20 protein-coding genes are annotated in these 21,474 nt (G+C 60.5%); 18 read left to right on the top strand and 2 right to left on the bottom strand.

Features of this window, described 5'->3' with window-relative positions; all coding sequences use genetic code 11:
- The first annotated feature begins 227 nt into the window (after positions 1-227).
- From secA to glmM, 16 genes are all read left to right on the top strand, one after another.
- A complete protein-coding gene (gene secA, locus A0U94_RS02495; protein WP_077803800.1) occupies positions 228-3,002 on the top strand; it encodes a preprotein translocase subunit SecA in 2,775 nt (924 codons plus the stop codon).
- A gap of 34 nt (positions 3,003-3,036) precedes the next feature.
- Positions 3,037-3,786, top strand: coding sequence for a YebC/PmpR family DNA-binding transcriptional regulator (locus tag A0U94_RS02500; protein WP_062029168.1), 750 nt, complete (start codon positions 3,037-3,039; stop codon positions 3,784-3,786).
- A complete protein-coding gene (gene ruvC / locus A0U94_RS02505; RefSeq protein ID WP_041111979.1) occupies positions 3,783-4,289 on the top strand; it encodes a crossover junction endodeoxyribonuclease RuvC in 507 nt (168 codons plus the stop codon). The genes A0U94_RS02500 and ruvC overlap by 4 nt, the downstream gene beginning before the upstream one ends.
- The gene (ruvA, locus tag A0U94_RS02510; protein ID WP_077802342.1) at positions 4,286-4,888 is read left to right on the top strand and encodes a Holliday junction branch migration protein RuvA; all 603 of its coding nucleotides are present in this window, start codon (positions 4,286-4,288) and stop codon (positions 4,886-4,888) included. Before ruvC ends, ruvA begins: the two co-directional genes overlap by 4 nt.
- Entirely contained in the window at positions 4,885-5,934 is a 1,050-nt protein-coding gene (gene ruvB / locus A0U94_RS02515; protein ID WP_062029165.1) for a Holliday junction branch migration DNA helicase RuvB, read from the top strand. Before ruvA ends, ruvB begins: the two co-directional genes overlap by 4 nt.
- Before the next feature lie 52 nt (positions 5,935-5,986).
- Positions 5,987-6,412: a tol-pal system-associated acyl-CoA thioesterase gene (gene ybgC, locus A0U94_RS02520; protein WP_062029163.1), complete on the top strand. Its 426-nt coding sequence runs from the start codon at positions 5,987-5,989 to the stop codon at positions 6,410-6,412.
- A 29-nt stretch (positions 6,413-6,441) separates the two neighbouring features.
- Positions 6,442-7,233, top strand: coding sequence for a protein TolQ (gene tolQ, locus A0U94_RS02525; RefSeq protein WP_174694421.1), 792 nt, complete (start codon positions 6,442-6,444; stop codon positions 7,231-7,233).
- Positions 7,234-7,236: 3 nt separating this feature from the next.
- Complete coding sequence (gene tolR, locus A0U94_RS02530) at positions 7,237-7,677, top strand: protein TolR (RefSeq protein ID WP_062029159.1); 441 nt, start codon at positions 7,237-7,239, stop codon at positions 7,675-7,677.
- A gap of 12 nt (positions 7,678-7,689) precedes the next feature.
- Positions 7,690-8,685 (top strand): energy transducer TonB, encoded by a 996-nt coding sequence (locus tag A0U94_RS02535; protein WP_077802343.1) that lies wholly within the window; start codon positions 7,690-7,692, stop codon positions 8,683-8,685.
- A gap of 16 nt (positions 8,686-8,701) precedes the next feature.
- Positions 8,702-10,063 carry a Tol-Pal system beta propeller repeat protein TolB gene (gene tolB, locus A0U94_RS02540; RefSeq protein ID WP_062109031.1) on the top strand — a complete coding sequence of 454 codons (1,362 nt, stop codon included), beginning with the start codon at positions 8,702-8,704 and terminating at the stop codon, positions 10,061-10,063.
- Between the two features lie 106 nt (positions 10,064-10,169).
- Positions 10,170-11,681: a glycoside hydrolase family 32 protein gene (locus tag A0U94_RS02545; protein WP_077802344.1), complete on the top strand. Its 1,512-nt coding sequence runs from the start codon at positions 10,170-10,172 to the stop codon at positions 11,679-11,681.
- A 286-nt stretch (positions 11,682-11,967) separates the two neighbouring features.
- Positions 11,968-12,447, top strand: a complete 480-nt coding sequence (gene pal / locus A0U94_RS02550; RefSeq protein WP_062029150.1) for a peptidoglycan-associated lipoprotein Pal — start codon at positions 11,968-11,970, stop codon at positions 12,445-12,447.
- Between the two features lie 143 nt (positions 12,448-12,590).
- A complete protein-coding gene (locus A0U94_RS02555) occupies positions 12,591-13,466 on the top strand; it encodes a tetratricopeptide repeat protein (protein WP_077802345.1) in 876 nt (291 codons plus the stop codon).
- A 62-nt stretch (positions 13,467-13,528) separates the two neighbouring features.
- Positions 13,529-14,710: a tRNA lysidine(34) synthetase TilS gene (gene tilS, locus A0U94_RS02560; protein WP_077802346.1), complete on the top strand. Its 1,182-nt coding sequence runs from the start codon at positions 13,529-13,531 to the stop codon at positions 14,708-14,710.
- 171 nt (positions 14,711-14,881) lie between these two features.
- Positions 14,882-16,786: an ATP-dependent zinc metalloprotease FtsH gene (gene ftsH / locus A0U94_RS02565; RefSeq protein WP_062029144.1), complete on the top strand. Its 1,905-nt coding sequence runs from the start codon at positions 14,882-14,884 to the stop codon at positions 16,784-16,786.
- Between the two features lie 96 nt (positions 16,787-16,882).
- On the top strand, positions 16,883-18,241 hold the full coding sequence (glmM, locus tag A0U94_RS02570) for a phosphoglucosamine mutase (protein WP_077802347.1): 1,359 nt from the start codon (positions 16,883-16,885) through the stop codon (positions 18,239-18,241).
- A gap of 57 nt (positions 18,242-18,298) precedes the next feature.
- On the opposite strand, the gene A0U94_RS02575 is transcribed toward glmM, so the two are convergent.
- A complete protein-coding gene (locus tag A0U94_RS02575) occupies positions 18,299-19,042 on the bottom strand; it encodes a response regulator transcription factor (RefSeq protein WP_077802348.1) in 744 nt (247 codons plus the stop codon).
- A gap of 189 nt (positions 19,043-19,231) precedes the next feature.
- Between A0U94_RS02575 and fliI the strand changes: the two genes are divergently transcribed.
- Both fliI and fliJ read left to right on the top strand, forming a co-directional pair.
- Complete coding sequence (gene fliI / locus A0U94_RS02580; protein WP_077802349.1) at positions 19,232-20,590, top strand: flagellar protein export ATPase FliI; 1,359 nt, start codon at positions 19,232-19,234, stop codon at positions 20,588-20,590.
- A gap of 13 nt (positions 20,591-20,603) precedes the next feature.
- On the top strand, positions 20,604-21,029 hold the full coding sequence (gene fliJ, locus A0U94_RS02585) for a flagellar export protein FliJ (protein WP_062029133.1): 426 nt from the start codon (positions 20,604-20,606) through the stop codon (positions 21,027-21,029).
- Here the strand turns inward: fliJ and A0U94_RS02590 are convergent.
- Positions 21,020-21,442 (bottom strand): hypothetical protein, encoded by a 423-nt coding sequence (locus A0U94_RS02590; RefSeq protein WP_077802350.1) that lies wholly within the window; start codon positions 21,440-21,442, stop codon positions 21,020-21,022. The genes fliJ and A0U94_RS02590 overlap by 10 nt on opposite strands.
- Between the last annotated feature and the right edge of the window lie 32 nt (positions 21,443-21,474).

Below are 21,474 nucleotides of genomic sequence, written 5' to 3' on the forward strand. Positions count from 1 at the left end.
ACCATTCCTTCACGAGGGTGTCGTATGGGGCACGGGCTGCGGGCTGGATGTGACACTGCGATGACAATGCGGACATTTCCTCAAGGTTCTCTGCGGCCTCTCCATTGACCCTACGCGGCCCCGGTCCTATTTCCAGCAGACGTGAAAATCCTGACGGCACGGTGTGCGGGTCTTTCCGCTTCTGGAAAGATCTGGCGTTCCGGGCCATCGGCATCTCAAGGTTCAGCATGTTCGCACGCCTCGCCCGCGCCCTTTTCGGTTCTGCCAACGATCGCACGCTCAAGGCGTATCAGCGCCGTGTGCCCGAGATCAATGCACTGGAGCCTGCGGTCCAGGCTCTCTCTGACGAGCAGCTCCGACAGAAAACGGTCGAGTTCAGGGAGCGGCTTGAGAAAGGCGAAACCCTTGATGGCCTGCTGGCGGAAGCCTTTGCGGTCTGCCGTGAGGCGTCGCGCCGGGTTCTGGGCAAGCGTCATTTTGATGTGCAGCTCATTGGCGGCATGGTCCTGCATGGCGGTCGGATCGCGGAAATGCGGACGGGCGAGGGCAAGACCCTTGTGGCAACGCTTGCGGTCTATCTGAACGCGCTGAGCGGCAAGGGTGTGCATGTCGTTACGGTCAATGATTATCTTGCACGCCGTGACGCCGAGGAAATGTCTGTTCTGTACAGCTTCCTCGGGCTGACGACGGGTGTGATCATCCCAAACCTGTCCGACGGTGAGCGTCGCGAGGCCTATGCGGCGGACATCACCTACGGCACGAACAACGAGTTCGGCTTCGACTATCTGCGCGACAATATGAAATATTCGCTCGCGGATATGGTGCAGCGTCCGTTCAACCACGCGATCGTGGACGAGGTGGACAGCATCCTGATCGACGAGGCGCGGACCCCGCTCATCATTTCCGGTCCGGCGGATGACAGCTCCGACCTGTATCGCTCTGTCGATGATGTGGTCGTGAAGCTCGTTGAAGAGCCTGACGTCTACGACAAGGACGAGAAGCTGCGTTCGGTCACGCTGACCGAAGAAGGGTCGCACCGTGTCGAAGAGCTTCTGGCGCAGGCCGGGGTGCTTCAGGAAGGCGGCCTTTACGACATTCACAACGTGGCGGTGGTTCATCACGTCCAGCAGTCCCTGCGGGCGCATACGCTGTTCACGCGGGATGTGGATTACATCGTCCGTGAGGGCAAGGTCGTCATCATCGACGAGTTCACCGGTCGTATGATGGACGGGCGCCGCTATTCGGATGGTCTGCATCAGGCGCTGGAAGCCAAGGAGCATGTGGAGATCCAGCAGGAGAACCAGACGCTCGCCTCCATCACGTTCCAGAACTATTTCCGCCTCTATCCGAAGCTGTCGGGCATGACCGGTACGGCCATGACCGAGGCTGACGAGTTCGCGGAAATCTATCATCTCGACGTGGTGGAAATCCCGACGAACCTGCCGGTGCAGCGGATCGACACGGATGACGAGGTCTATCTGACGGCAGCGGAAAAATTCAATGCCGTGGCCGATCTGATCCGCGATATCCACAAGACGGGCCAGCCCATTCTCGTGGGCACGACGTCCATCGAGAAGAGCGAATACCTCTCCCATATCCTCACGCAGCGCGGCATTCCGCATAACGTGCTCAATGCCCGGCAGCATGAGAAGGAAGCCATCATCGTTGCCCAGGCGGGTGCGCCGGGTGCGATCACGATTGCGACCAACATGGCCGGTCGCGGAACCGACATCAAACTGGGTGGCAATATCGAGATGCTGGTGAAGGCCAGTATCGAGCATGTTGAAGACGAAGCACAGCGTACGGCTGTCGAGCAGGATATCCGGGAGAGCATCGAGGAGCATCACGAAGAGGTTCACAAGGCGGGTGGTCTGTATGTGATCGGCACCGAACGCCATGAGAGCCGCCGTGTGGACAACCAGCTTCGAGGCCGTTCGGGCCGTCAGGGCGATCCGGGCAACTCGCGCTTCTTCCTGTCGCTTGAAGATGACCTGATCCGCATTTTCGCCAGCGACCGGATGGGCGCGATGATGCAGAAGATGGGCCTCAAGGAAGGCGAGGCGATTGTTCATCCCTGGCTGAACAAGGCTCTGGAAAAGGCGCAGAAGCGGGTTGAAGCGCGCAATTTCGACATGCGCAAGAACACGCTCAAATATGATGACGTCATGAATGACCAGCGCAAGGAGGTTTATGCCCAGCGCCGCGAATACATGGCGACGGAAGATCTGTCGGGTGTGATCGCCGAACTGCGCGAGCACACGATCGAGGATCTGGTCCACGCCCATATTCCCGAAAAATCTTTTGCCGAGGCCTGGGATACGGAAGGGCTGGCGAAAGACGTCTCCCGCATTCTGAACCTGGATCTGCCGATCGCGGACTGGGCGAAGGAAGACGGTATGGATTCCGAAGGCGTGATCGAGCGCATTCAGGCCGAAGCCGCGAAGGCGCAGGCAGCGCGGACGGCTAATATGGGCCCCGAGCTAATGCGCCTGATCGAAAAACAGGTCGTGCTCACGACATTCGATGCGGTCTGGAAAGAGCATCTGCATGGGCTGGACCAGCTCCGTCAGGGCATTGGTCTGCGGGCTTACGGGCAGCGTGATCCGCTGAACGAGTACAAGCAGGAAGCCTTCCAGATGTTCACGGCGATGCTTGACGACATGCGGGTCCGCGTAACGGAGACGATGTGCCGCATTCAGGCCGTATCCGAGCCGCCGCCGTTCCCGGTCATCAACACCGAGACGTCCGGCCCGTCCGAAGAACCTGCTGGTCTGTTCGCGCAGGGCACTACGGGTTCGGAAATTCCGGCATCCCTGCCTGTCCGGGAGCCGATGACGGTCTTTCCGTCCGCGGCGCCGATGTCACGTCCGCAGCCCGTGCCGGTTGGGGAAGAGCCTGATGCGGCGACGCTTCAGCGCTGGTATGCGGAGACGCCGCGAAACGCCCTTTGCCCGTGTGGATCGGGTCTGAAGTTCAAACACTGTCATGGCAGGCTCGCCTGAGCCTCTGACGCGACGATAGAGGAAGGAGCGACCGATGGCCGGTCATTCACAGTTCAAGAACATCATGCACCGCAAGGGTGCGCAGGATGCCAAGCGGGCCAAGCAGTTCGCCAAGGTGCTGCGTGAAATTACGGTTGCGGTGCGCTCGGGTCTGCCCGAAGCCGCCTCCAACCCCCGTCTGCGTGCGGCGCTGTCCATGGCGCGTGAAGTCAACATGCCCAAGGACAATGTCGAGCGCGCCATCAAGAAGGCGTCTGGCACCGCAGGTGGCGATGATTACGTCGAAGTCCGTTACGAGGGCTACGGCCCCGCGGGTGTTGCGATCATCGTTGAAGGGCTGACGGACAACCGCAACCGGACGGCGGGCGAAGTGCGTGCGGCGTTTTCCAAGCATGGCGGTTCGATGGGTGAGACGAACTCGGTGTCGTTCATGTTCCAGCGCCTGGGCGTCATCAGCTATCCGCTGGATGTGGCCTCGGAAGACGAAATGCTGGAAGCTGCGATCGAAGCCGGTGCGGATAATGCCGTCACCACGGAAGACGGTCATGAAGTCACCTGCGAGATGGAAAATTTCTTCGCTGTCCGCGATGCGCTTGAAAGCCGCTTTGGTGAACCGAAGTCTTCCAAGCTCGACTGGCGTCCGGAAAACAGCGTGACGCTGGATGAGGACAAGGCGCGTTCGGTCATGAAGCTGATCGACGTGCTGGAAGACAATGACGACGTTCAGGCCGTCTACGCCAATTTCGACATTCCTGACGACGTGGCCGAGGCGCTGGCTGCTTGATCCGCCTGATGGGCATTGACCCCGGCCTGCGCTTCATGGGCTGGGGCATCATCGACGTGGACGGCAATCACCTGAAGCATGTGGCATCCGGGGTGATCGGGACCGATGGGTCCGAATCCGTGCCGCTGCGTCTGTGCGAGCTGCATGGCGCGCTTAAAAAGCTGATCCGCGAATACGCACCCGCCGAGGCGGCTGTTGAGGAGACCTATGTGAACCGTAACGGCTCCTCAACGCTCAAGCTCGGCTACGCGCGTGGGGTAGCTCTGCTGACGCCAGCCTATGAAGGGCTTCCGGTTGCGGAATACGGGGCGATGACGGTCAAGAAGTCCGTGGTCGGAACCGGGTCTGCAACCAAGGAGCAGGTGACGATGATGGTGAAGCGGCTTCTGCCGGGTGCCGAGATCCGCAAGGCCGATGCGTCCGATGCGCTGGCCGTTGCGATCTGTCATGCGCATCACCGGGCCAGCGCGGCGCATGTGGTGGCAGGGAAGCGCATGGCATGATCGGGCAACTGACCGGACTTGTCGGACAGATCGAGGGCGAGCGCTGCATCGTTGACGTCAATGGCGTGGGATATGTGGTTTCGGCCTCGACCCGCACACTGGCGGCACTGCCTCAGCCACCTTCCGTGGCACGCGTGCTGATCGAGACGATCGTGCGCGAGGATGCCATCCAGCTTTTTGGCTTTGCGACCACGGATGAGCGGGACTGGTTCCGTCTGCTGACGACCGTGCAGGGCGTGGGCGCGAAAGTGGCGCTGGCGATCCTCTCGGCGAACAGTCCGGGCGAATTGTTGCTGGCGATCAATGCTGGAGACAAAGGCTCACTGACGCGGGCTGCGGGCGTGGGGCCGCGTCTGGCGGATCGTATTCTGAGCGAATTGCGCAACAAGGTTGCGAAAATGCCGGGCGGGGGCGGGACCGTATCCGCACCCGGGATTGTCTCTGGGCCGAGTGTCGAGAACGATGCGCTGCTGGCGCTGGCGGGGCTCGGGTTCCGCCGGGCCGAGGCGTGGCCTGTTCTGAGCAAGGTACTGGCCGAGAACGAGAATGCGACGCTTGATCTGGCAATCCGTCTGAGCCTGAAGGATCTCGCGCGATGAGTGACACCTACCGCGAAACCGATCCGGCCCGTCAGCCTGAGGATACGGGCGAGGGCAGTCTGCGGCCTGAAACGCTTGCGGACTTTACGGGCCAGAAAGCCAGCCGCGAAAATCTTGCCATCTTCATCGAGGCCGCACGGGCACGTGGAGAGGCGCTGGATCATGTATTGCTGCACGGACCGCCGGGCCTGGGCAAGACGACGCTGGCGCAGATCGTTGCGCGGGAACTGGGTGTGGGATTCCGGGCAACATCCGGGCCGGTCATCCAGCGGGCGGGCGATCTGGCGGCGATCCTGACGAATCTCCAGCCACGTGACGTGCTGTTCATTGACGAAATCCATCGTCTTCAGCCGGCGATCGAGGAAGTCCTCTATCCGGCGATGGAAGATTTCCAGCTCGATCTGATTATCGGCGAAGGCCCGGCTGCGCGGTCCGTACGGATTGATCTGGCGCCGTTCACGCTTGTGGCCGCGACCACACGGGCGGGATTGCTGGCGACACCTCTGCGGGACCGGTTCGGGATTCCTCTGAGGCTGGTATTCTATACGCCGGAAGAACTGCGGGCGATCGTCTCGCGCGGGGCTCTGAAGCTCGGGATGCGTCTGACGGACGATGGGGCGGAAGAAATCGCCCGTCGTTCGCGCGGCACGCCTCGGATTGCGGGGCGTCTGCTGCGCCGCGTGCGGGATTTTGCGCTGGTCTCGAAGCATGCGGTCGTGGACCGTGCGCTGGCCGATGCGGCTCTGGGGCGGCTTGAAGTTGACGAGCGAGGCCTGGATGCAATGGACCGGCGCTATCTGAAGCGGATTGCCGAACATCATCATGGCGGCCCGGTGGGGGTGGAAACGCTGGCGGCAGGGCTTGCCGAAGCGCGCGATACGCTGGAAGACGTGATCGAGCCTTACCTGATCCAGGAAGGGCTTGTTCTCAGAACGGCGCGTGGGCGGATGCTGGGTGAGGCCGGATGGCGTCATCTGGGTCTGAACCCGCCCGCGAGCCAGGTGGACCTGCTTTCCACGCTGGAGCAGGACGATTCCGCGCCCTGAAAGTCCCTGAACACGGTTCGCGGGATGGGCGCACCATGACTGGAGAGACAGTATGGCCACGCACAAGATCAGGTTCCGGGTTTACTACGAAGACACCGATGCGGGGGGTATCGTTTATCACGCACGCTATCTGGGCTTTGCCGAGCGTGCGCGGAGCGAGGCGATGCGGGATGCGGACGCGTCCGTGACGGAGCTTCTGAACGATTTCGGCTTGGTCTTCGTCGTGCGTCAGGCGGCGATCCGGTATCGCTCGCCACTCCGACTCGATGACGAGATGGAAATCGAGACGGCCTTGGACGCCATGACGCCGACGCGGCTGAAACTTTGTCAGACTGTCCGGAATTATTCCGGAGGTGGCGAAACGGCTACGGTTATCGACGTGGAACTGGCCTGTCTGAGTGCCGTTGACATGAAACCTGCCAAAATTCCGCCTCGCTGGCGTGATGCAGTGAGAAAACTGGAGGCAGGAGAGGTCTGACCCACTTTCCTGTTTCCGCGTGAAGTGCAATGGAGAGTCCTGACCCGCAAGGGACAGGATCTGTACAGGAGAGAACAGTGGATCATGAGGTAAGTTCGAGTGCGCTTGGGGCGGTCGGTGCGACCGGTCTTTCGCCTCTGGACCTGTTCCTGCACGCCTCCATCGTTGTAAAGCTGGTGATGCTGGGTCTGCTGCTGTGCAGCGCCGGCGTATGGGCGATCATTGCGGAAAAAATCATTCTCATCCGTCGCGTCAACCGCGAGGCGACGGAATTCGAGGACCGTTTCTGGTCGGGCGGATCGCTCGACGATCTCTACGAATCCGACGGTGCGCGCCCGACACATCCGATGGCGGCCGTATTCGGCGCAGCCATGGGCGAATGGCGCCGTTCCGCCCGGATCGGCGGCATCGACCTGTCGCGGGGCGGCGTGCGCGAGCGCGTGGACCGCGCCATCGACATCACCGTCATGCGTGAGAACGACCGCCTGACGCGCCGCCTGATCTTCCTGGCGACGATCGGCCCGGTGGCACCGTTTGTCGGCCTTTTCGGAACGGTCTGGGGCATCATGCATTCCTTCGCGTCCATCGCGCAGATGCACAACACGAACCTTTCCGTCGTGGCGCCGGGTATTTCCGAAGCCCTGTTCGCAACGGCCATTGGTCTCGTGACCGCCATTCCGGCCTATATCGCCTATAACGGCCTGAGCAACTCGTTCGAGAAGTTCACGGACCGCATGGAAGCCTTCGGCACCGAGTTCGCGGCCATCCTGTCGCGTCAGTCCGAGGAACGTGCGGACGATACGACCGGCGGGAAGGCCTGAACCATGGGGATGTCTGCGGGAGGACGGGCTGGAGGAGGCGGACGCCGCAAGCGTCGGCCCGCCTCGGAAATCAACGTCACGCCACTGGTGGACGTCATGCTGGTGCTGCTCATCATTTTCATGGTGACGGCGCCGATGCTGACCAGTGGCGTCAATGTGGATCTGCCGAAAACGGATGCCAGCCCGGTCAATTCGGATTCCAAGCCGATTACCGTGTCTCTACGGACGGATGGCTCGCTTTATCTGGGCGACCAGCAGGTCACGTCCGATCAATTGATTGACCAGCTCAAGGCGCAGTCGCAGAACGATCCGACCCACCGCATCTTTGTTCGCGCCGATGCCCATATCGACTATGGACAGGTGATGCAGGTCATGGGGCAGATCACGTCGGGCGGCTTCACGCATGTTGCGCTTCTCGCGCAGCAGCCCCAGAGCGGCCAGTAAGAGGCGCCTGCCGTGGTCCGTCCACGCCGCTCTGACAACAGGCGCTTTCGTCATGCGCTTTACGGATCAGCCGCCATTCATCTGGGGCTGATCGCGTATCTGATTGTTCAAATTCCGCCGCCGCCCCCCCCCGAACCGCCTGAGCCACCGACGGTGCAGATGGAATTCGAGCAGGCTGGTCCGCCGACTCACCCGGTCAAGGCCGATCATCCGGCCCCTGCGCCCGCTCCGGCCCCTGCACCCGTGAAGAACGAGGCCCCTCCGTCTCCGACGCCGCCTCTGAAGGCGCCGACGGAAGAGCCGCCTCCGCCGCCTCCGCCACCCCAGCCTGTGCCGCCTCCGCCGGAGACGCCGCCCCAGAAGCTGCCGGACATCAAGCTTCCGCCGAAAATGACGGATGAGTCCCCGCAGCCTGTGCCGGCATCACCGCCCACGCCGTCACCGCCGTCGAAATCGACGATGGTCGCGCCGCCGAGTCCGCAGACCCAGAAGGCCGACAAGCTGCCCGATATGCCGAAGTTCTCGCATATGACGCAGCCGAACGCGGCAAAGAAGACGGAAGCGGACAGTCATTCGCTGCTGGCGACGCTGGATAATTTCCGCGCCGACCAGAAGCAGACCCATGCGCCGACCGCAAAGGCCAATCCGCCCCAGGGTGGTGCGCCGAACGGGGGTGGTGTGCCGAATGGTGACATCACCAAGTCGCTGTCCATGGCGGATCAGAAAGCCATCGGCGGTTCTGTGCGCCGTTGCTACACCGAAGATACCGAGGCACGGAACTATGCGAGCTTTGTTGCGCATATGGTCGTGACCGTCGATGCGACCGGTGAGGCGCGGATTGTCAAATTTGCGCCTGATACGGCTGCGAAAATGGCTTCCGACCCGTCTTACCGCGTTCTGGCGGAGCGGGCGCGGGATGCGGTGCTGAGCCCCACCTGTGCCCATCTGCCCATTCCCTCCAAGATGCTTGGTCAGACGCATGAGTTGCGTTTTGTCTTCAGGCCGTAATCCACGAGGAAGTCTCATGTCCTTCATTCCCGATACCGACGCCGAGGCCCTGAGCGCGCTGTTTTCGCGCCGCTCCGTTCTGGGAGCCACTGCTGCTGGTGGTCTCCTGGCAACGCCTCTGGCGGCTTTTGCGCAGTCTGCTGGGGCTTCTGGCCCAGGCGAAGCTGAAATTACCGTCGATCAGGCCCGTCAGGAGCCGATCCCCATCGTCATCCCGAATTTCGGGGCGGGTCTGGGTGAGCAGATTTCCGGTGTCATCACGTCCGATCTGAACGGCACCGGCCTGTTCAAGGTCATGAGCGGCAACGTGCCGCCGGGCTCTACACCGGATTTCAGCGCGCTCAAGGCACAGGGTGCCCGTGCGGCCGTGGCCGGTCAGGCGATCGGTTCAGGCAGCGTGCGCGTTGAGATGCGTCTGTGGGATGTGCTTTCCGGCCAGCAGCTTCAGGGCACGGCCTATACGGCTTCGACGTCCAACTGGCGCCGCATCGCGCACATCATTGCTGATGTGATCTATGAGCGGATGCTGGGCGAGAAGGGCTATTTCGATACTCGCATCGCCTATATCGCCCGCACCGGCCCGCGCCATCACCAGATCACGCGTCTGGCCCTGATGGATCAGGATGGCGCCAACGAGCGGATGCTGACGAATGGTGAGTGGCTGACGCTGACGCCGCGCTTCAACCCGGTGCGCGACCAGATTGCGTTCATGTCCTACGCCAACAACCGTCCGCGCGTGTATCTGTTCGATCTGGCGTCCGGTCGTCAGCAGATTCTGGGTGAGTTCGCGGGCATTTCTTTTGCGCCGCGCTTTTCGCCGACCGGTGGCTCTGTCGTGCTGTCCGCCACGCGTGGCAGCGGCTCGGACATTTTCGTGGTCGATCTGGCCTCGCGTGCGAAGCGGCAGATCACCAATTCCAATGGCGCAATCGACACCAGCCCGTGCTTCAGCCCGGATGGTAGCCAGATCGTGTTCAACTCGGACCGGGGTGGCAGCCCGCAGCTCTACATCATGAGTGCGTCGGGTGGTCCGGCGAAGCGGATTTCCTATGGCACCGGCCAGTATGGTTCGCCGGTCTGGTCCCCGCGTGGAGATCTGATCGCCTTTACCCGTATCGGCGGCGGAGGCTTTTCGCTCGGTGTGATGAACCCGGATGGTAGCGGTGAACGCATCCTGACGCAGGGCTTTACGGTTGATAGCGCGACGTTCTGCCCCAATGGCCGCGTGCTGGCGTTCTGCCGTCAGAGTGCGGCAGGTGCGGGTGGCGCGGGCTTTGCATCGGGGATCGGGACGATCGACATTACGGGCTTTAACGAGCGTCCGATCCGGACCTCGACGGGTGCGTCTGATCCGGCCTGGTCGCCGCGCAACGGCTAAGGTTACTGTTCCGTGCTTCCGGTCCGGGAGCACGGATTTGCAAAAGGGCGGGGAACCCTTTTTCCTGTGAGGCGTCGCAAGGACTGCTTGAACAGGAGAATTCCCCATGTCCCTTCAGGAGACACGGCAGTGGCGTCCGCTGCTGCATTATGCCCCGGCCCGGAACTGGATGAATGATCCGAACGGGCCGATCCTGATTGATGGTGTGTATCACCTCTTTTACCAGCACAATCCGGTCGAGCCCGTTATGGGCTATATTTCCTGGGGCCATGCCACCAGCCGTGATCTGCTGCACTGGCAGGAAGAACCAATTGCGCTGCCGTCCACACCGCAGGAGCAGATATATTCCGGCACGGTCATTTATGACCGGGACAATCGGAGCGGGCTTGGGACGGCCGAAAATCCTCCGTTTCTGGCACTTTACACCAGCGTGTTCCGCGACATGCCGGGCGAGCAGGAAGACGGCACCCAGGCGGTTTCGGTTGCGGTCAGTCTGGATCGGGGAGCGAACTGGACCCGCTACGCTCACAATCCGGTTCTGACGCTCGATCCGGTGTCCCGGAATTTCCGGGACCCGGCACTGTGCTGGTATGAAGAGGGCGGATACTGGGTGTTGACGGCGGTCGAGGCCGAACAGCAGGTGGTCAAGCTCTTCCGCTCCACCGATTTTCTGCACTGGGAATTCCTCAGTGACTTTCGCCCGCCCGGCTATCATACGCCGGAAATGCTGTGGGAAGTGCCGGTTCTGGCGCGGCTCCCGATTGAGGGCGAGGCAGGGCGCTCTGGATGGGTGATGATCGTCAGCGTCAATCCTGGTGGTCTGACTGGCGGATCGGGGACGTTCTATTACGTGGGAGATTTCGACGGCACCGTCTTTACGCCCGAAGAGCATCCGGCCGCCACAGATGATCCGTGGCAGTATCGCTGGATGGATTATGGACCGGACAATTATGCGATTGTCTGCTTCGCCGGAACCGCCACGCCCGTCAGCATCGGTTGGATGGGCAACTGGAACTACGCCAACCAGACTCCGACGGCTCCCTGGCGCGGGCAGATGACGCTTCCGGCGCATCTGTCTCTTGCGCGGCAGGGGGATGGCTCGCTTTTGATGAAGCAGAAGCCCGTCAGTCTTGGCGCTCCGATCGAAGTCTTTGCTGCCAGTGAAATCCGTCCGGAAGTGGGAACGCCCTGGAGGCTTCCGGACAGCGTTGCGGACTGTACGGATTTCGCGGATGCGGTTCTTGATCTCCAACTGGCTATTGATCCTGCAGGGGACGTGGTGGTGCTGACCGTGGCGGCGACGGAGGATGGCAGGTTCGGAACCGAGATCCTCTACGATCCTGCGCGGCAGGAACTGGTCGTGGATCGCAGTCGGTCAGGCGTTGCCGTGCCGAATGCGGCCTTCACGACACGGCATGTGGCGCCTCTCTCCCCGCAGGACGGATCTGTTTGTCTGCGGGTCATTGTGGACCGGAGTTCGGTCGAGATTTTCGCTGCTGACGGACTCGTCAGGATGACGGAGGTGGTCTTTCCCCTTCCATATGCCACGACTGTAACGCTGGGCAGCTACGCAGGCAGCGCATGTTTCAGGAGCGTGAAAGCCCGCTGGTTTCGATGATGTGGCAGAATTCTGCCACATTTCTCAGAATAGCTGTGACATTTATGCCGAAATTTCTGGTTCCGAATATGAATCGAACTTTTCACATTTAACCGGCGTTAACACGACACTTGACCGGTGATTCGAGTCATGAGTATGGGCGCTTATGGCCACTGATTTTCAGGGTCGGCATGCAGGGATCGGAACCGATTCCTGTCTGTTCCGAACAGGAAAGAGGTGGTCCGGAATAACGCGGCATTTTCCGCATTCGGTTCCCGCTGTGGGGCCGTTCTCAGGATTGAGACACATGAAGTTCAAGGTATTTGGCGCGCTTGGTCTGGCGCTTGTTCTCGCAGCCTGTTCCAACGGCAACACCAACAAGGGTGACAGCAACGGCGCAGGCGCCGTCGCTCAGGAAGCTGGCCCGACGCCCGGCAGCGAAGCCGATCTGGTTGCCAATGTCGGCGACCGCGTCTTCTACGAGTTGAACCAGTCTCAGCTCTCTGAAGAAGCCCGCGCTACGCTGGACAAGCAGGCTGCATGGCTCGCCAAGTATCCGCAGGTCAGCATCCAGGTTGCTGGCAACTGCGATGACCGCGGCACGGAAGAGTACAACATTGCTCTCGGCCAGCGTCGTGCAAACGCAGCCCGTGACTATCTGGTCGCCAAGGGCGTGAGCGCTTCGCGCATCACCACGATCTCCTACGGCAAGGACCGTCCGACCGCCGATGGCGACGACGAGCAGGCCTGGGCACAGAACCGTAACGCCATCACGTCTGTTCGCTGAACCGACGTTTCAGGCCTGACGGACTGGGATGATGAGCGGCCGGGGGATTATCCCCCGGCCGTTTCTGTTTTATGACTGGGCCATGTTGCGCGCATGACCCGCCTGCGTGCCCGTGAGTGCGAGTTTGTCTCAGGAGATCCGTTATGGTGCTGTCCCGTTCCCTGCGTGCCGTCTTTCTGGGCACGGCTTTTTCCGTCCTGTCGCCCGTCCTTCCGGCTGTGGCGCAGGATGCGCCGGATAGCGGAGAAATTTCTTCACGCGAGGCGATTGCTTTGCAGGATCAGATTGCCTCCCTGCGCCAGCAACTCTCACAGGTTCAGAATGGCGGCGGCCTGAGTGCCCCCAGTGCGACGGCCGCGGCTCCGGTTTCGGTGGGTGACGGCAACCTGACGGCGCAGCTTCTGGAACGCGTTTCGGCTCTGGAAGAGCAGAACCGCCAGATGCGTGGCGAACTGGATCAGCTAAGCAACTCCGTCCGCGACAATCAGGCCAATGTGTCCAAGCAGATTTCGGATATGCAGTTTGCCTCCCAGAGCGGTGGGGCGGCGGCCTCTGCCCCTGCATCTGCAAAGGCTCCGGCCGCTGCCGAGGATAAGGCTTCTGCAGCTACTCCGGACGCTGCCGAGCAGCCAAAGACCGCTCTGGATGCGCTGAAGGTCGGCAATGCGTCCCTCAGATCCGGGAACTACACGGATGCGGAGAGCAATGCGCGTTTTGCTGTGAAAACTGCCCATAGCGTATCCGGCAAAGTGGATGCCCAGTTTCTTCTGGCGCAGTCTCTGGCAGGGCAGAAGCAGTATCGTCAGTCTGCGGTCGCGTATTATGACGCCTATACGAAGGCTCCGAAGTCCCAGAAAGCTCAGGATTCTCTTCTGGGCGTTGCGGCTTCGATGCTGGCGCTGGGTGACAAGAGTTCGGCGTGTCAGGCTCTGGACAAGCTGAAATCGGAATTCCCAACCCCTGCGCCGCGGGTAAAGACCGCCGAGACCACGTTCCGGAGCCGTGCGGCCTGTCACTGAACGTCGCGCCGCAGAAAATCGGGGTCGCCCATCCTGTTGGGGAATGTGAATTCCGTGACCTGATGTCTGGCCTCGGCTCCTGGCCTCCGGACACCGCAGACGCGCCGGTTGCTCTCGCCGTTTCGGGAGGCGCTGACTCCATGGCGCTCGCGTTTCTGGCGCGGCGCTGGCGACGTAATGTCGTGGCATTCGTGGTGGATCACGCCCTGCGGCCTGAGTCGGCTGACGAAGCCCGGCTGACGGTTGAACGGCTTGCCGTCATGAATGTGACAGCCCGCCTCCTGACGCTTGCACCCTTCCCGAAAGGCCGATTGCAGGAACGGGCGCGACACGCCCGGTTCGAGGCGCTGGAAGCCGCCTGCGTGGCAGCAGGGTGTCTGGATCTGCTTGTTGCGCATCATGCAGGCGATCAGGACGAAACCATCTGGATGCGAAGTCTGCGTGCGAGTGGACCTCTGGGGCTGGGTGGTATTCAGCCCAGTGCCGTGCGGGGGCGCATCAGGCTGCTGCGTCCGCTCCTGACCCTCGATCCCGCGCGTCTGAGGCTGACTTTGAAAGTCGCCGGTCTGCCATGGATCGAAGATCCATCGAACGCCAACCGGCGGTTCGAGCGGGTACGCTGGCGTCAGGACCTGACGCCTGAGCAGAGACTGGATGCCCACGCCCTGCATCTCACGGCCCGGCAGGCGCGCCAGAATCTGGAAGCAGAACTGGCCGAAAATCTTGCATCCCATGCAGTCTGGCATCCTGAGGGATGGGTTTTCCTGAAGAAGGCCGGGATGAACGAAGAGACCCTGTCGGTTCTGATCCGGCTGGTTTCGGGAAATGCCTACCGTCCGGCGAGGGAGGCTGTGCGCCTCTTGCTGAAAAATGGATGTGGCACTCTGTCCGGAGTGCATGTTCAGCCGGCTGGCCGGTTTGGCGAGGGGGTGATCCTGGTGCGGGAAGAGAGAGCTCTTGGTGCGCCGGTTGCGGCACGAAAGGGGTGTGTCTGGGACGGGCGTTGGCGTTTTCTGACGCAGGAGGTTCAGGAAGGCAGTGTAATCGGGCCACTTCAGGATGCCGTTCATGGACTGGATCTGCGGAGGCTGGGTCTTCCCTATGCCGCCGCCCGCTGTCTTCCGGGCGTGTGGTATGAAGGGCGGCTGATTTTGTCGCCGCAGATAGGGCAAATGCCGGGCACAGCCGATTTTGTCTGGGCCGCCACAGTCCCTGCGACGGGAGAAAATCATCTCATGACGTAAAAAGCGCCTCAAAAACGCAAGAAATGCGTTTTCCTGCCCTTGATGGGGTAGGATCGTGGACGCGGAGGCTTATGTTATGGAGTCAACGCAGAATGTGACCGGTCGGCCAGTTGTGACGGGTGATCCCCTACTGCATCTGACGGAACAGTCTGAAGGACGACAGAGAGCGAGATGAACAATTTAGGCCGTAACGTCGCGATCTGGGCGGTCATCATCGTGGTCGGAATGGCAGTGCTGACAGCCTTCCAGCCCGGTGGCGGACAGCATGCAGCCCAGCAGATCGCCTATTCCGATTTCATTCATGACGTGGACCAGCATCAGGTCCGTTCCGTTGTGATCCAGGAGCAGAATGTCTCCGGGACCCTGACGAACGGGACGTCTTTCGAGACCTATGCGCCACTTGATCCGAGCCTTCCGGGCCGCCTGACCTCTGCCGGCGTCGAAGTGACTGCCAAGCCGATGGACAGCGGAGAAAGCCCGATTCTGCGTTATGCGAGCGCCTATCTTCCGGTTCTGCTTCTGGTCGGACTTTGCTTCATGGTCTTCCGTCAGATGCAGGGCGGTGGTGGCCGGGCCATGGGTTTTGGCAAATCCCGCGCCAAGCTGCTGACCGAAAAGACTGGTCGTGTGACGTTTGAAGACGTTGCCGGCATCGACGAAGCGAAATCCGAGCTTCAGGAAATCGTCGAATTCCTTCGCGATCCGCAAAAATTCACCCGCCTGGGCGGCAAGATCCCCAAGGGTGCTCTTCTGGTCGGACCTCCGGGTACGGGTAAGACGCTTCTGGCGCGCGCTATTGCGGGCGAAGCCAACGTTCCGTTCTTCACGATTTCCGGTTCGGACTTTGTGGAAATGTTTGTCGGCGTCGGTGCGTCCCGTGTGCGTGACATGTTCGAACAGGGTAAGAAGTCTGCACCTTGCATCATCTTCATCGACGAAATCGACGCTGTGGGCCGCCATCGTGGTGCGGGCCTCGGGGGCGGTAACGACGAGCGTGAGCAGACCCTCAACCAGATGCTGGTCGAGATGGACGGTTTCGAGAGCAATGAAGGCGTGATCCTGATTGCAGCGACCAACCGTCCGGACGTTCTGGATCCGGCTCTGCTGCGTCCGGGTCGCTTCGACCGTCAGGTCGTGGTGCCGAACCCCGATGTGGCCGGTCGTGAAAAGATCCTGCGTGTTCACATGAAGAAAGTGCCCCTGTCTTCAGATGTGGACCCGAAGGTCATTGCGCGTGGAACACCGGGCTTTTCGGGTGCGGATCTGTCCAATCTCGTGAACGAAGGTGCGCTGATGGCGGCGCGTCAGGGTCGCCGAACAGTTGGTATGGCGCAGTTCGAGGAAGCTAAGGACAAGGTCATGATGGGGGCGGAGCGCCGTTCCATGGTTATGACCGAAGACGAAAAGCGCTCAACCGCCTATCACGAATCCGGACATGCCATCTGCGCGATCTTCACCCCTGGTAGTGATCCGATCCACAAGGCAACCATTGTGCCGCGTGGTCGGGCCCTGGGTCTGGTCATGACCCTGCCGGAGAAGGACAATATCTCTTACAGTCGCAAGTGGTGCCTGGCCCGTCTGGTTATCGCCATGGGTGGCCGTGTTGCTGAAGAAATCATTTTCGGACGTGAGGAAGTCAGCGCAGGCGCATCGGGCGACATCAAGAGTGCGACGGATCTCGCGCGCCGCATGGTCACCGAATGGGGCATGAGCGACACGCTTGGTATGATCGCCTATGGGGATAACGGACAGGAAGTGTTCCTGGGTCACTCCGTGACGCAGAACAAGAACATTTCTGAAGAAACCGCCCGTGAGATCGACAAGGAAGTCAAGGCTCTGATCGATACGGCCTATAAGCAGGCCCATGATCTGCTGACGACGCGCCTTGATGATCTGCATCGCCTGACCGCAGCTCTTCTGGAATATGAGACGCTGACGGGTGACGATGTCGGTCGCATCATGCGCGGTGAAGCCATCGAGCGGACGGCGGATGACGAACAGATGCCTGACAACCGTCGTGCTTCTGTTCCGACCACACGTCCCGGCGCGTTTGATCCGGCGCCTCAGGCGGGCTAATCAGGCAGCCAATCGCACCAACGGGCGCGTCATCGAGGAGATTATCCCCGGTGCCGCGCCTTTTTTATTTCTGGCAGACAGGCAGGATTTTTCATTATGGCCACCAAGAGGTCTCTGTTCGGTACTGACGGCATCCGTGGAACGGCCAATACCGCGCCCATGACGGTTGAGATCGCGCAGAGACTGGGGCAGGCGGCCGGCCTGTATTTCATGCGCAGCCAGAATCGCCGGCACAGCGTTGTTTTGGGCAAGGACACGCGTCTTTCCGGCTATATGCTGGAATGTGCTCTGGTTGCCGGTTTTCTCTCGGCCGGGATGGACGTCATTCTGGTCGGTCCGCTGCCCACTCCTGCCATTGCCATGCTGACACGTTCTCTCCGGGCCGATCTTGGGGTCATGGTCTCAGCGTCCCATAATCCCTTCACCGACAATGGCATCAAGCTGTTTGGGCCGGACGGTTTCAAGCTGTCGGACGAGGTTGAAGGCGAAATCGAGGACCTGATGGCTCAGGATCTTTCGGCCCGGTTGGCTTCGCCCGAACGGATTGGGCGCGCTTCACGTCTGACGGATGCGGCTGGTCGTTATATCGAGAATGCAAAGGCGTCTTTCCCGCGTGGATTGCGTCTGGACGGCCTGAAGATTGTCATTGATTGCGCCAACGGTTCAGCATATCGGGTAGCGCCCAAGGCGTTGTGGGAACTGGGTGCGGAAGTCATCAAGATCGGCTGTGAGCCGGACGGCCTGAATATTAATGATGGCGTGGGGTCCACCCATCCGGAAACGCTTTGTGCGGCGGTTCGGGAGCATGGTGCGGATTTCGGCATTGCTCTGGATGGCGATGCGGATCGCGTCCTGATTGCAGATGAAAACGGCGATCTTGTTGATGGTGACCAGATTATTGGTCTGATCGCTTCCTTCTGGAAGCAGCATGACCGGTTGCGTGGCAACACGGTGGTCACGACTGTCATGTCCAATATGGGGCTGGAGAAAGCTCTGGCAGAAAAGGGTCTTGAGCTTCAGCGGACATCGGTTGGTGACCGGTATGTTGTGGAGCGGATGCGCGAGATTGGGGCCAATCTTGGGGGGGAGCAGTCCGGACATATGGTGCTGTCGGATTATGCCACGACGGGAGATGGCCTGATCGCTGCGCTGCAGGTTCTAGCCGTATCTGTGGAAACCAAGCGATCGGCCAGTGCAATCTGCCGTTTTTTCACGCCGTATCCCCAGCTCCTGAAAAACGTCCGTTATTCAGGAGCCAGCCCGATGGGCAGCCCGGACCTTGCTGCGGCAAAGGCCTGGGCGGATGAACGCCTGGCCGGGAGTGGCCGTCTTGTTCTGCGGGCCAGCGGAACGGAACCGCTGATCCGCGTCATGGTCGAAGCGGAAGATGAAGCGCTCGTCCATGAAGTGGTGGATCATGTCTGCGATGTCATTCGCGCCATTGCCCATGCATGACTGTGCCTGACGCCGTCCTTCATATGCGTCAGGGGCTGACGTCCTGACCCTGGAGGGTCAGACGGCGGCTTCCACGATGGGGGCGGCGACCTGGGAGGGCAGGCTTGCGAGGGAAACCGTTTCGACAACATCGTCTTCCCGCAGGATGTAACCACGACCCCAGACCGTGGCAATCAGGTTGCCTGCGCCAACATTCTGCAGCTTCCGGCGCAGTTTGCAGATGAAGACGTCAATGATCTTCATTTCCGGCTCGTCGATGCCGCCATAAAGGTGATTGAGGAACGCGTCCTTGGTCAGGACGGACCCTTTACGGATCACCAGCAGTTCCAGAATGGCATATTCCTTGCCCGTCAGGTGCAGTGCGCCCCCATCGACAGTGACATTTTTGCCGTTCAGATCCAGCTCCAGATTACCTACCCGCAGCTTCGGTTCGGCAAAGCCCCGGGAGCGCCGCATGACGGCCTGAAGACGTGCGACCAGTTCGCCTGCGTCATAGGGTTTCGTCATGTAATCGTCGGCGCCCATGGAGAAGGCCCGGATCTTGGCCTGAGAGCGGAGCAGGGCCGACAGAACAAGGATCGGCGTCGTGATACGCGCAGCCCGGACACGCCGGATTACTTCATATCCTTCCAGATCGTTCAGCATCAGTTCGAGCACAACCACGTCATAGTCGTAGTGACGCAGCATCTCGATGGCCTCTTCGCCAGAGGGCGTATGATCAACGGTAAAGGACGCGTTACGCAGGGTCTGGGATAACGTGGCGGCGGCGGACTGATCGCTATCGACAAGAAGGATACGCATGTTTCAACTCCCGGCTTGGTGAACCAATGGTTACTACCCAAGGTTGTGCCTGTCGATAGATATGGATCAAAAATCGTAAAAATGTCATTATTATTCTCGTTAAAGGGGAACATTAAGCTCATCTTAACGATGGGGTTGTAGGGTTGGGAGATCGGAATAATCCGCAGAAAACGGTCAGAAACTGCCACTATGAGCGATTACGCCAAACTGCTTGAAAAGCTCACGAACTTCACGTGTGACTGGGTTGTAGGAAGCGTGAAGGACGTTGTGGGTCTCTGCATGACCGTTATTGGACTCGATGGATTCATCACGATCGGAGATCGAGTCGCGGTTAAGGCGCGTGATGGCCGCCTAGTACAATCAGAGGTTGTTGGATTTCAGGGGGATGTTGCGCGGCTGATGTCTTTTGGTGCGCTGGATGGAATTGGGCCGGGTTGCGAGGCCAGAATTCCTCTCAGTCGTCAAAGCGGCGGCCTGGGTATCAATTCGAGCTGGCTGGGACGCGTGGTGGATCCGCTGGGGCAGCCGATTGATGAAAAAGGGCCTCTGTGGCCGGCGAGCAAACGTCAGGCGATCCAGTGTCCGCCGCCCAACGCGGCAAGCCGGGCGCGGCTGGGAGAGAGAATTGATCTTGGGGTGCGGGCTCTTGATGCGTTTGCGACGTGTCGTCGTGGCCAGAGGCTTGGACTTTTCGCCGGGTCGGGTGTTGGAAAATCAACCCTGCTTTCCATGCTCGCACGCGGGGCGGAGTGTGACGTTGCCGTGATTTCTCTGGTGGGCGAGCGGGGACGTGAAGTCCGTGAATTCATTGAGGACGATCTGGGCCCTGAAGGATTGGCACGAAGTGTCCTGGTGATCGCAACATCGGACTCACCGCCGTTGATGCGTCGTGAAGCGGCCCTGTCTGCCATGGCGATTGCGGAATATTTCCGGGACCAGGGTAAGTCGGTTCTGCTTCTGATGGACAGCGTGACCCGGTTTTGTATGGCTCTGCGTGAAATCGGTCTGTCTGCGGGCGAACCTCCTGCAACCCGTGGTTATCCACCTTCCGTGTTTGCCGAACTACCTCGGCTTCTGGAACGGGCAGGGCCGGGATATCCCGATCAGGGGATGATTACGGCGCTCTTTACTGTTCTGGTGGAGGGTGACGATCAGAATGAGCCGGTTGCGGATGCGGTGCGCGGCATTCTGGATGGTCATATCATTCTGGACCGCAAGATCGGTGAGCAGGGACGTTATCCCGCGATTGACGTCCTTCGTTCACTGTCCCGTACGGTTCCGGGATGCAATTCCCCTGAGGAAAATGCCATGACGCAACGCGCGCGTGCGGCGATGGCGACCTATCAGCGTATGGCGGACATGATCCGGCTGGGGGCTTACAAGCCAGGCACGGATCGCGAGGTTGACGAGGCCATCGCATTGATGCCCAGACTGAACCAGTTCCTGTCTCAGGGGCGGAACGAGCGTTCTACGCGTGCGGAGGCTTTTGAACAGCTCGCACAGATCATGCAGACGGTTCCGCAAACTACTCCATTGAATGCGGCATGAAGGATCCATCAGAATGGAACAGTCACCCCTTGACACCCTCATTACCCTGCGTGAGCAGGAGCTTGATCTTGTCGAAAGACGCTTCGCGGAGGCCGTCGCACGTGAGACGGCTGCGGAAGAAAAGCTGTCAGCTGCTCAGGAAGAGATCCTGAACGAGCAGCGGATCGCATCCAGCCCCACCGCAGGAGATGGCGCCGTAGAAGCCTTTAGTCGCTGGCTTCCTGTTGGGCGACAGGCTGTTGCGCAGGCGCAGGAACGTTGCCGGGAGGCCGCGCTGGATCGGGAAACCGTGCGTTCCGCACTGATCATTGCCAGAGCTGCCATGGAAGCCGTCAAAACCCTTCGCGAAGAACAGAAGGAAGAAGAGCGGCTGGCGGAACTCAGAAAAGAGCAGAACACACTGGACGAACTTGCCGTTCGCCAGTTCAGTCAGTCCTGAGCGTCGTCCTGTCTGAGGAGTGCGGTCTCGATCTGAGGGGCTGTGCCGATCAGGGCGCAGGCCACGGGATGGGTGCTATCGCGGACAAAGGCCAGAACAAGGTCGGGATCGCTGGGAAAGAGGTCGCTTTGAAGCGTGGTAACAGGCGTCATTTCGCCTGTGTGTGACGCGTTGTGGGCTGCGTGGGCGAGAATACGGGACACGGCTTTTTCAAGAGCCGGAAGAAGCACTGTGTGAGGGGCATCATGGTTTGCGGCATGTGTCGCAGCGAGTTCATCCCAGCCTGCTCTGGTGACGAAGGCGGGAATACCATCGGATGGCGTCTCCCGCTCGGCACGCAGAAGGGTGCCGGACTGGGCCATGCCGAGGATATCCAGAGCAGGGAGTAGTGCGGGGTCGAGTTTAATGGGCATTCGGATCTTTTTCGGAGACTGAAGCGGCCATG

The sequence above is a fragment of the Gluconobacter albidus genome (assembly GCF_002005485.1).
GTDB lineage: Bacteria > Pseudomonadota > Alphaproteobacteria > Acetobacterales > Acetobacteraceae > Gluconobacter > Gluconobacter albidus.

Bases quoted from the DNA above. Each gene is read 5' to 3' on its own strand.
- A0U94_RS02545 (WP_077802344.1), top strand. From the start codon at position 10,170: ATGTCCCTTCAGGAGACACGGCAGTGGCGTCCGCTGCTGCATTATGCC.
- A0U94_RS02500 (WP_062029168.1), top strand. From the start codon at position 3,037: ATGGCCGGTCATTCACAGTTCAAGAACATCATGCACCGCAAGGGTGCG.
- ybgC (WP_062029163.1), top strand. From the start codon at position 5,987: ATGGCCACGCACAAGATCAGGTTCCGGGTTTACTACGAAGACACCGAT.
- ftsH (WP_062029144.1), top strand. From the start codon at position 14,882: ATGAACAATTTAGGCCGTAACGTCGCGATCTGGGCGGTCATCATCGTG.
- fliI (WP_077802349.1), top strand. From the start codon at position 19,232: ATGAGCGATTACGCCAAACTGCTTGAAAAGCTCACGAACTTCACGTGT.
- tolR (WP_062029159.1), top strand. From the start codon at position 7,237: ATGGGGATGTCTGCGGGAGGACGGGCTGGAGGAGGCGGACGCCGCAAG.
- fliJ (WP_062029133.1), top strand. From the start codon at position 20,604: ATGGAACAGTCACCCCTTGACACCCTCATTACCCTGCGTGAGCAGGAG.
- A0U94_RS02575 (WP_077802348.1), bottom strand. From the start codon at position 19,042: ATGCGTATCCTTCTTGTCGATAGCGATCAGTCCGCCGCCGCCACGTTA.
- A0U94_RS02555 (WP_077802345.1), top strand. From the start codon at position 12,591: ATGGTGCTGTCCCGTTCCCTGCGTGCCGTCTTTCTGGGCACGGCTTTT.
- pal (WP_062029150.1), top strand. From the start codon at position 11,968: ATGAAGTTCAAGGTATTTGGCGCGCTTGGTCTGGCGCTTGTTCTCGCA.
- tilS (WP_077802346.1), top strand. From the start codon at position 13,529: ATGTCTGGCCTCGGCTCCTGGCCTCCGGACACCGCAGACGCGCCGGTT.
- A0U94_RS02590 (WP_077802350.1), bottom strand. From the start codon at position 21,442: ATGCCCATTAAACTCGACCCCGCACTACTCCCTGCTCTGGATATCCTC.
- ruvA (WP_077802342.1), top strand. From the start codon at position 4,286: ATGATCGGGCAACTGACCGGACTTGTCGGACAGATCGAGGGCGAGCGC.
- tolQ (WP_174694421.1), top strand. From the start codon at position 6,442: ATGGAGAGTCCTGACCCGCAAGGGACAGGATCTGTACAGGAGAGAACA.
- ruvB (WP_062029165.1), top strand. From the start codon at position 4,885: ATGAGTGACACCTACCGCGAAACCGATCCGGCCCGTCAGCCTGAGGAT.
- tolB (WP_062109031.1), top strand. From the start codon at position 8,702: ATGTCCTTCATTCCCGATACCGACGCCGAGGCCCTGAGCGCGCTGTTT.
- secA (WP_077803800.1), top strand. From the start codon at position 228: ATGTTCGCACGCCTCGCCCGCGCCCTTTTCGGTTCTGCCAACGATCGC.
- glmM (WP_077802347.1), top strand. From the start codon at position 16,883: ATGGCCACCAAGAGGTCTCTGTTCGGTACTGACGGCATCCGTGGAACG.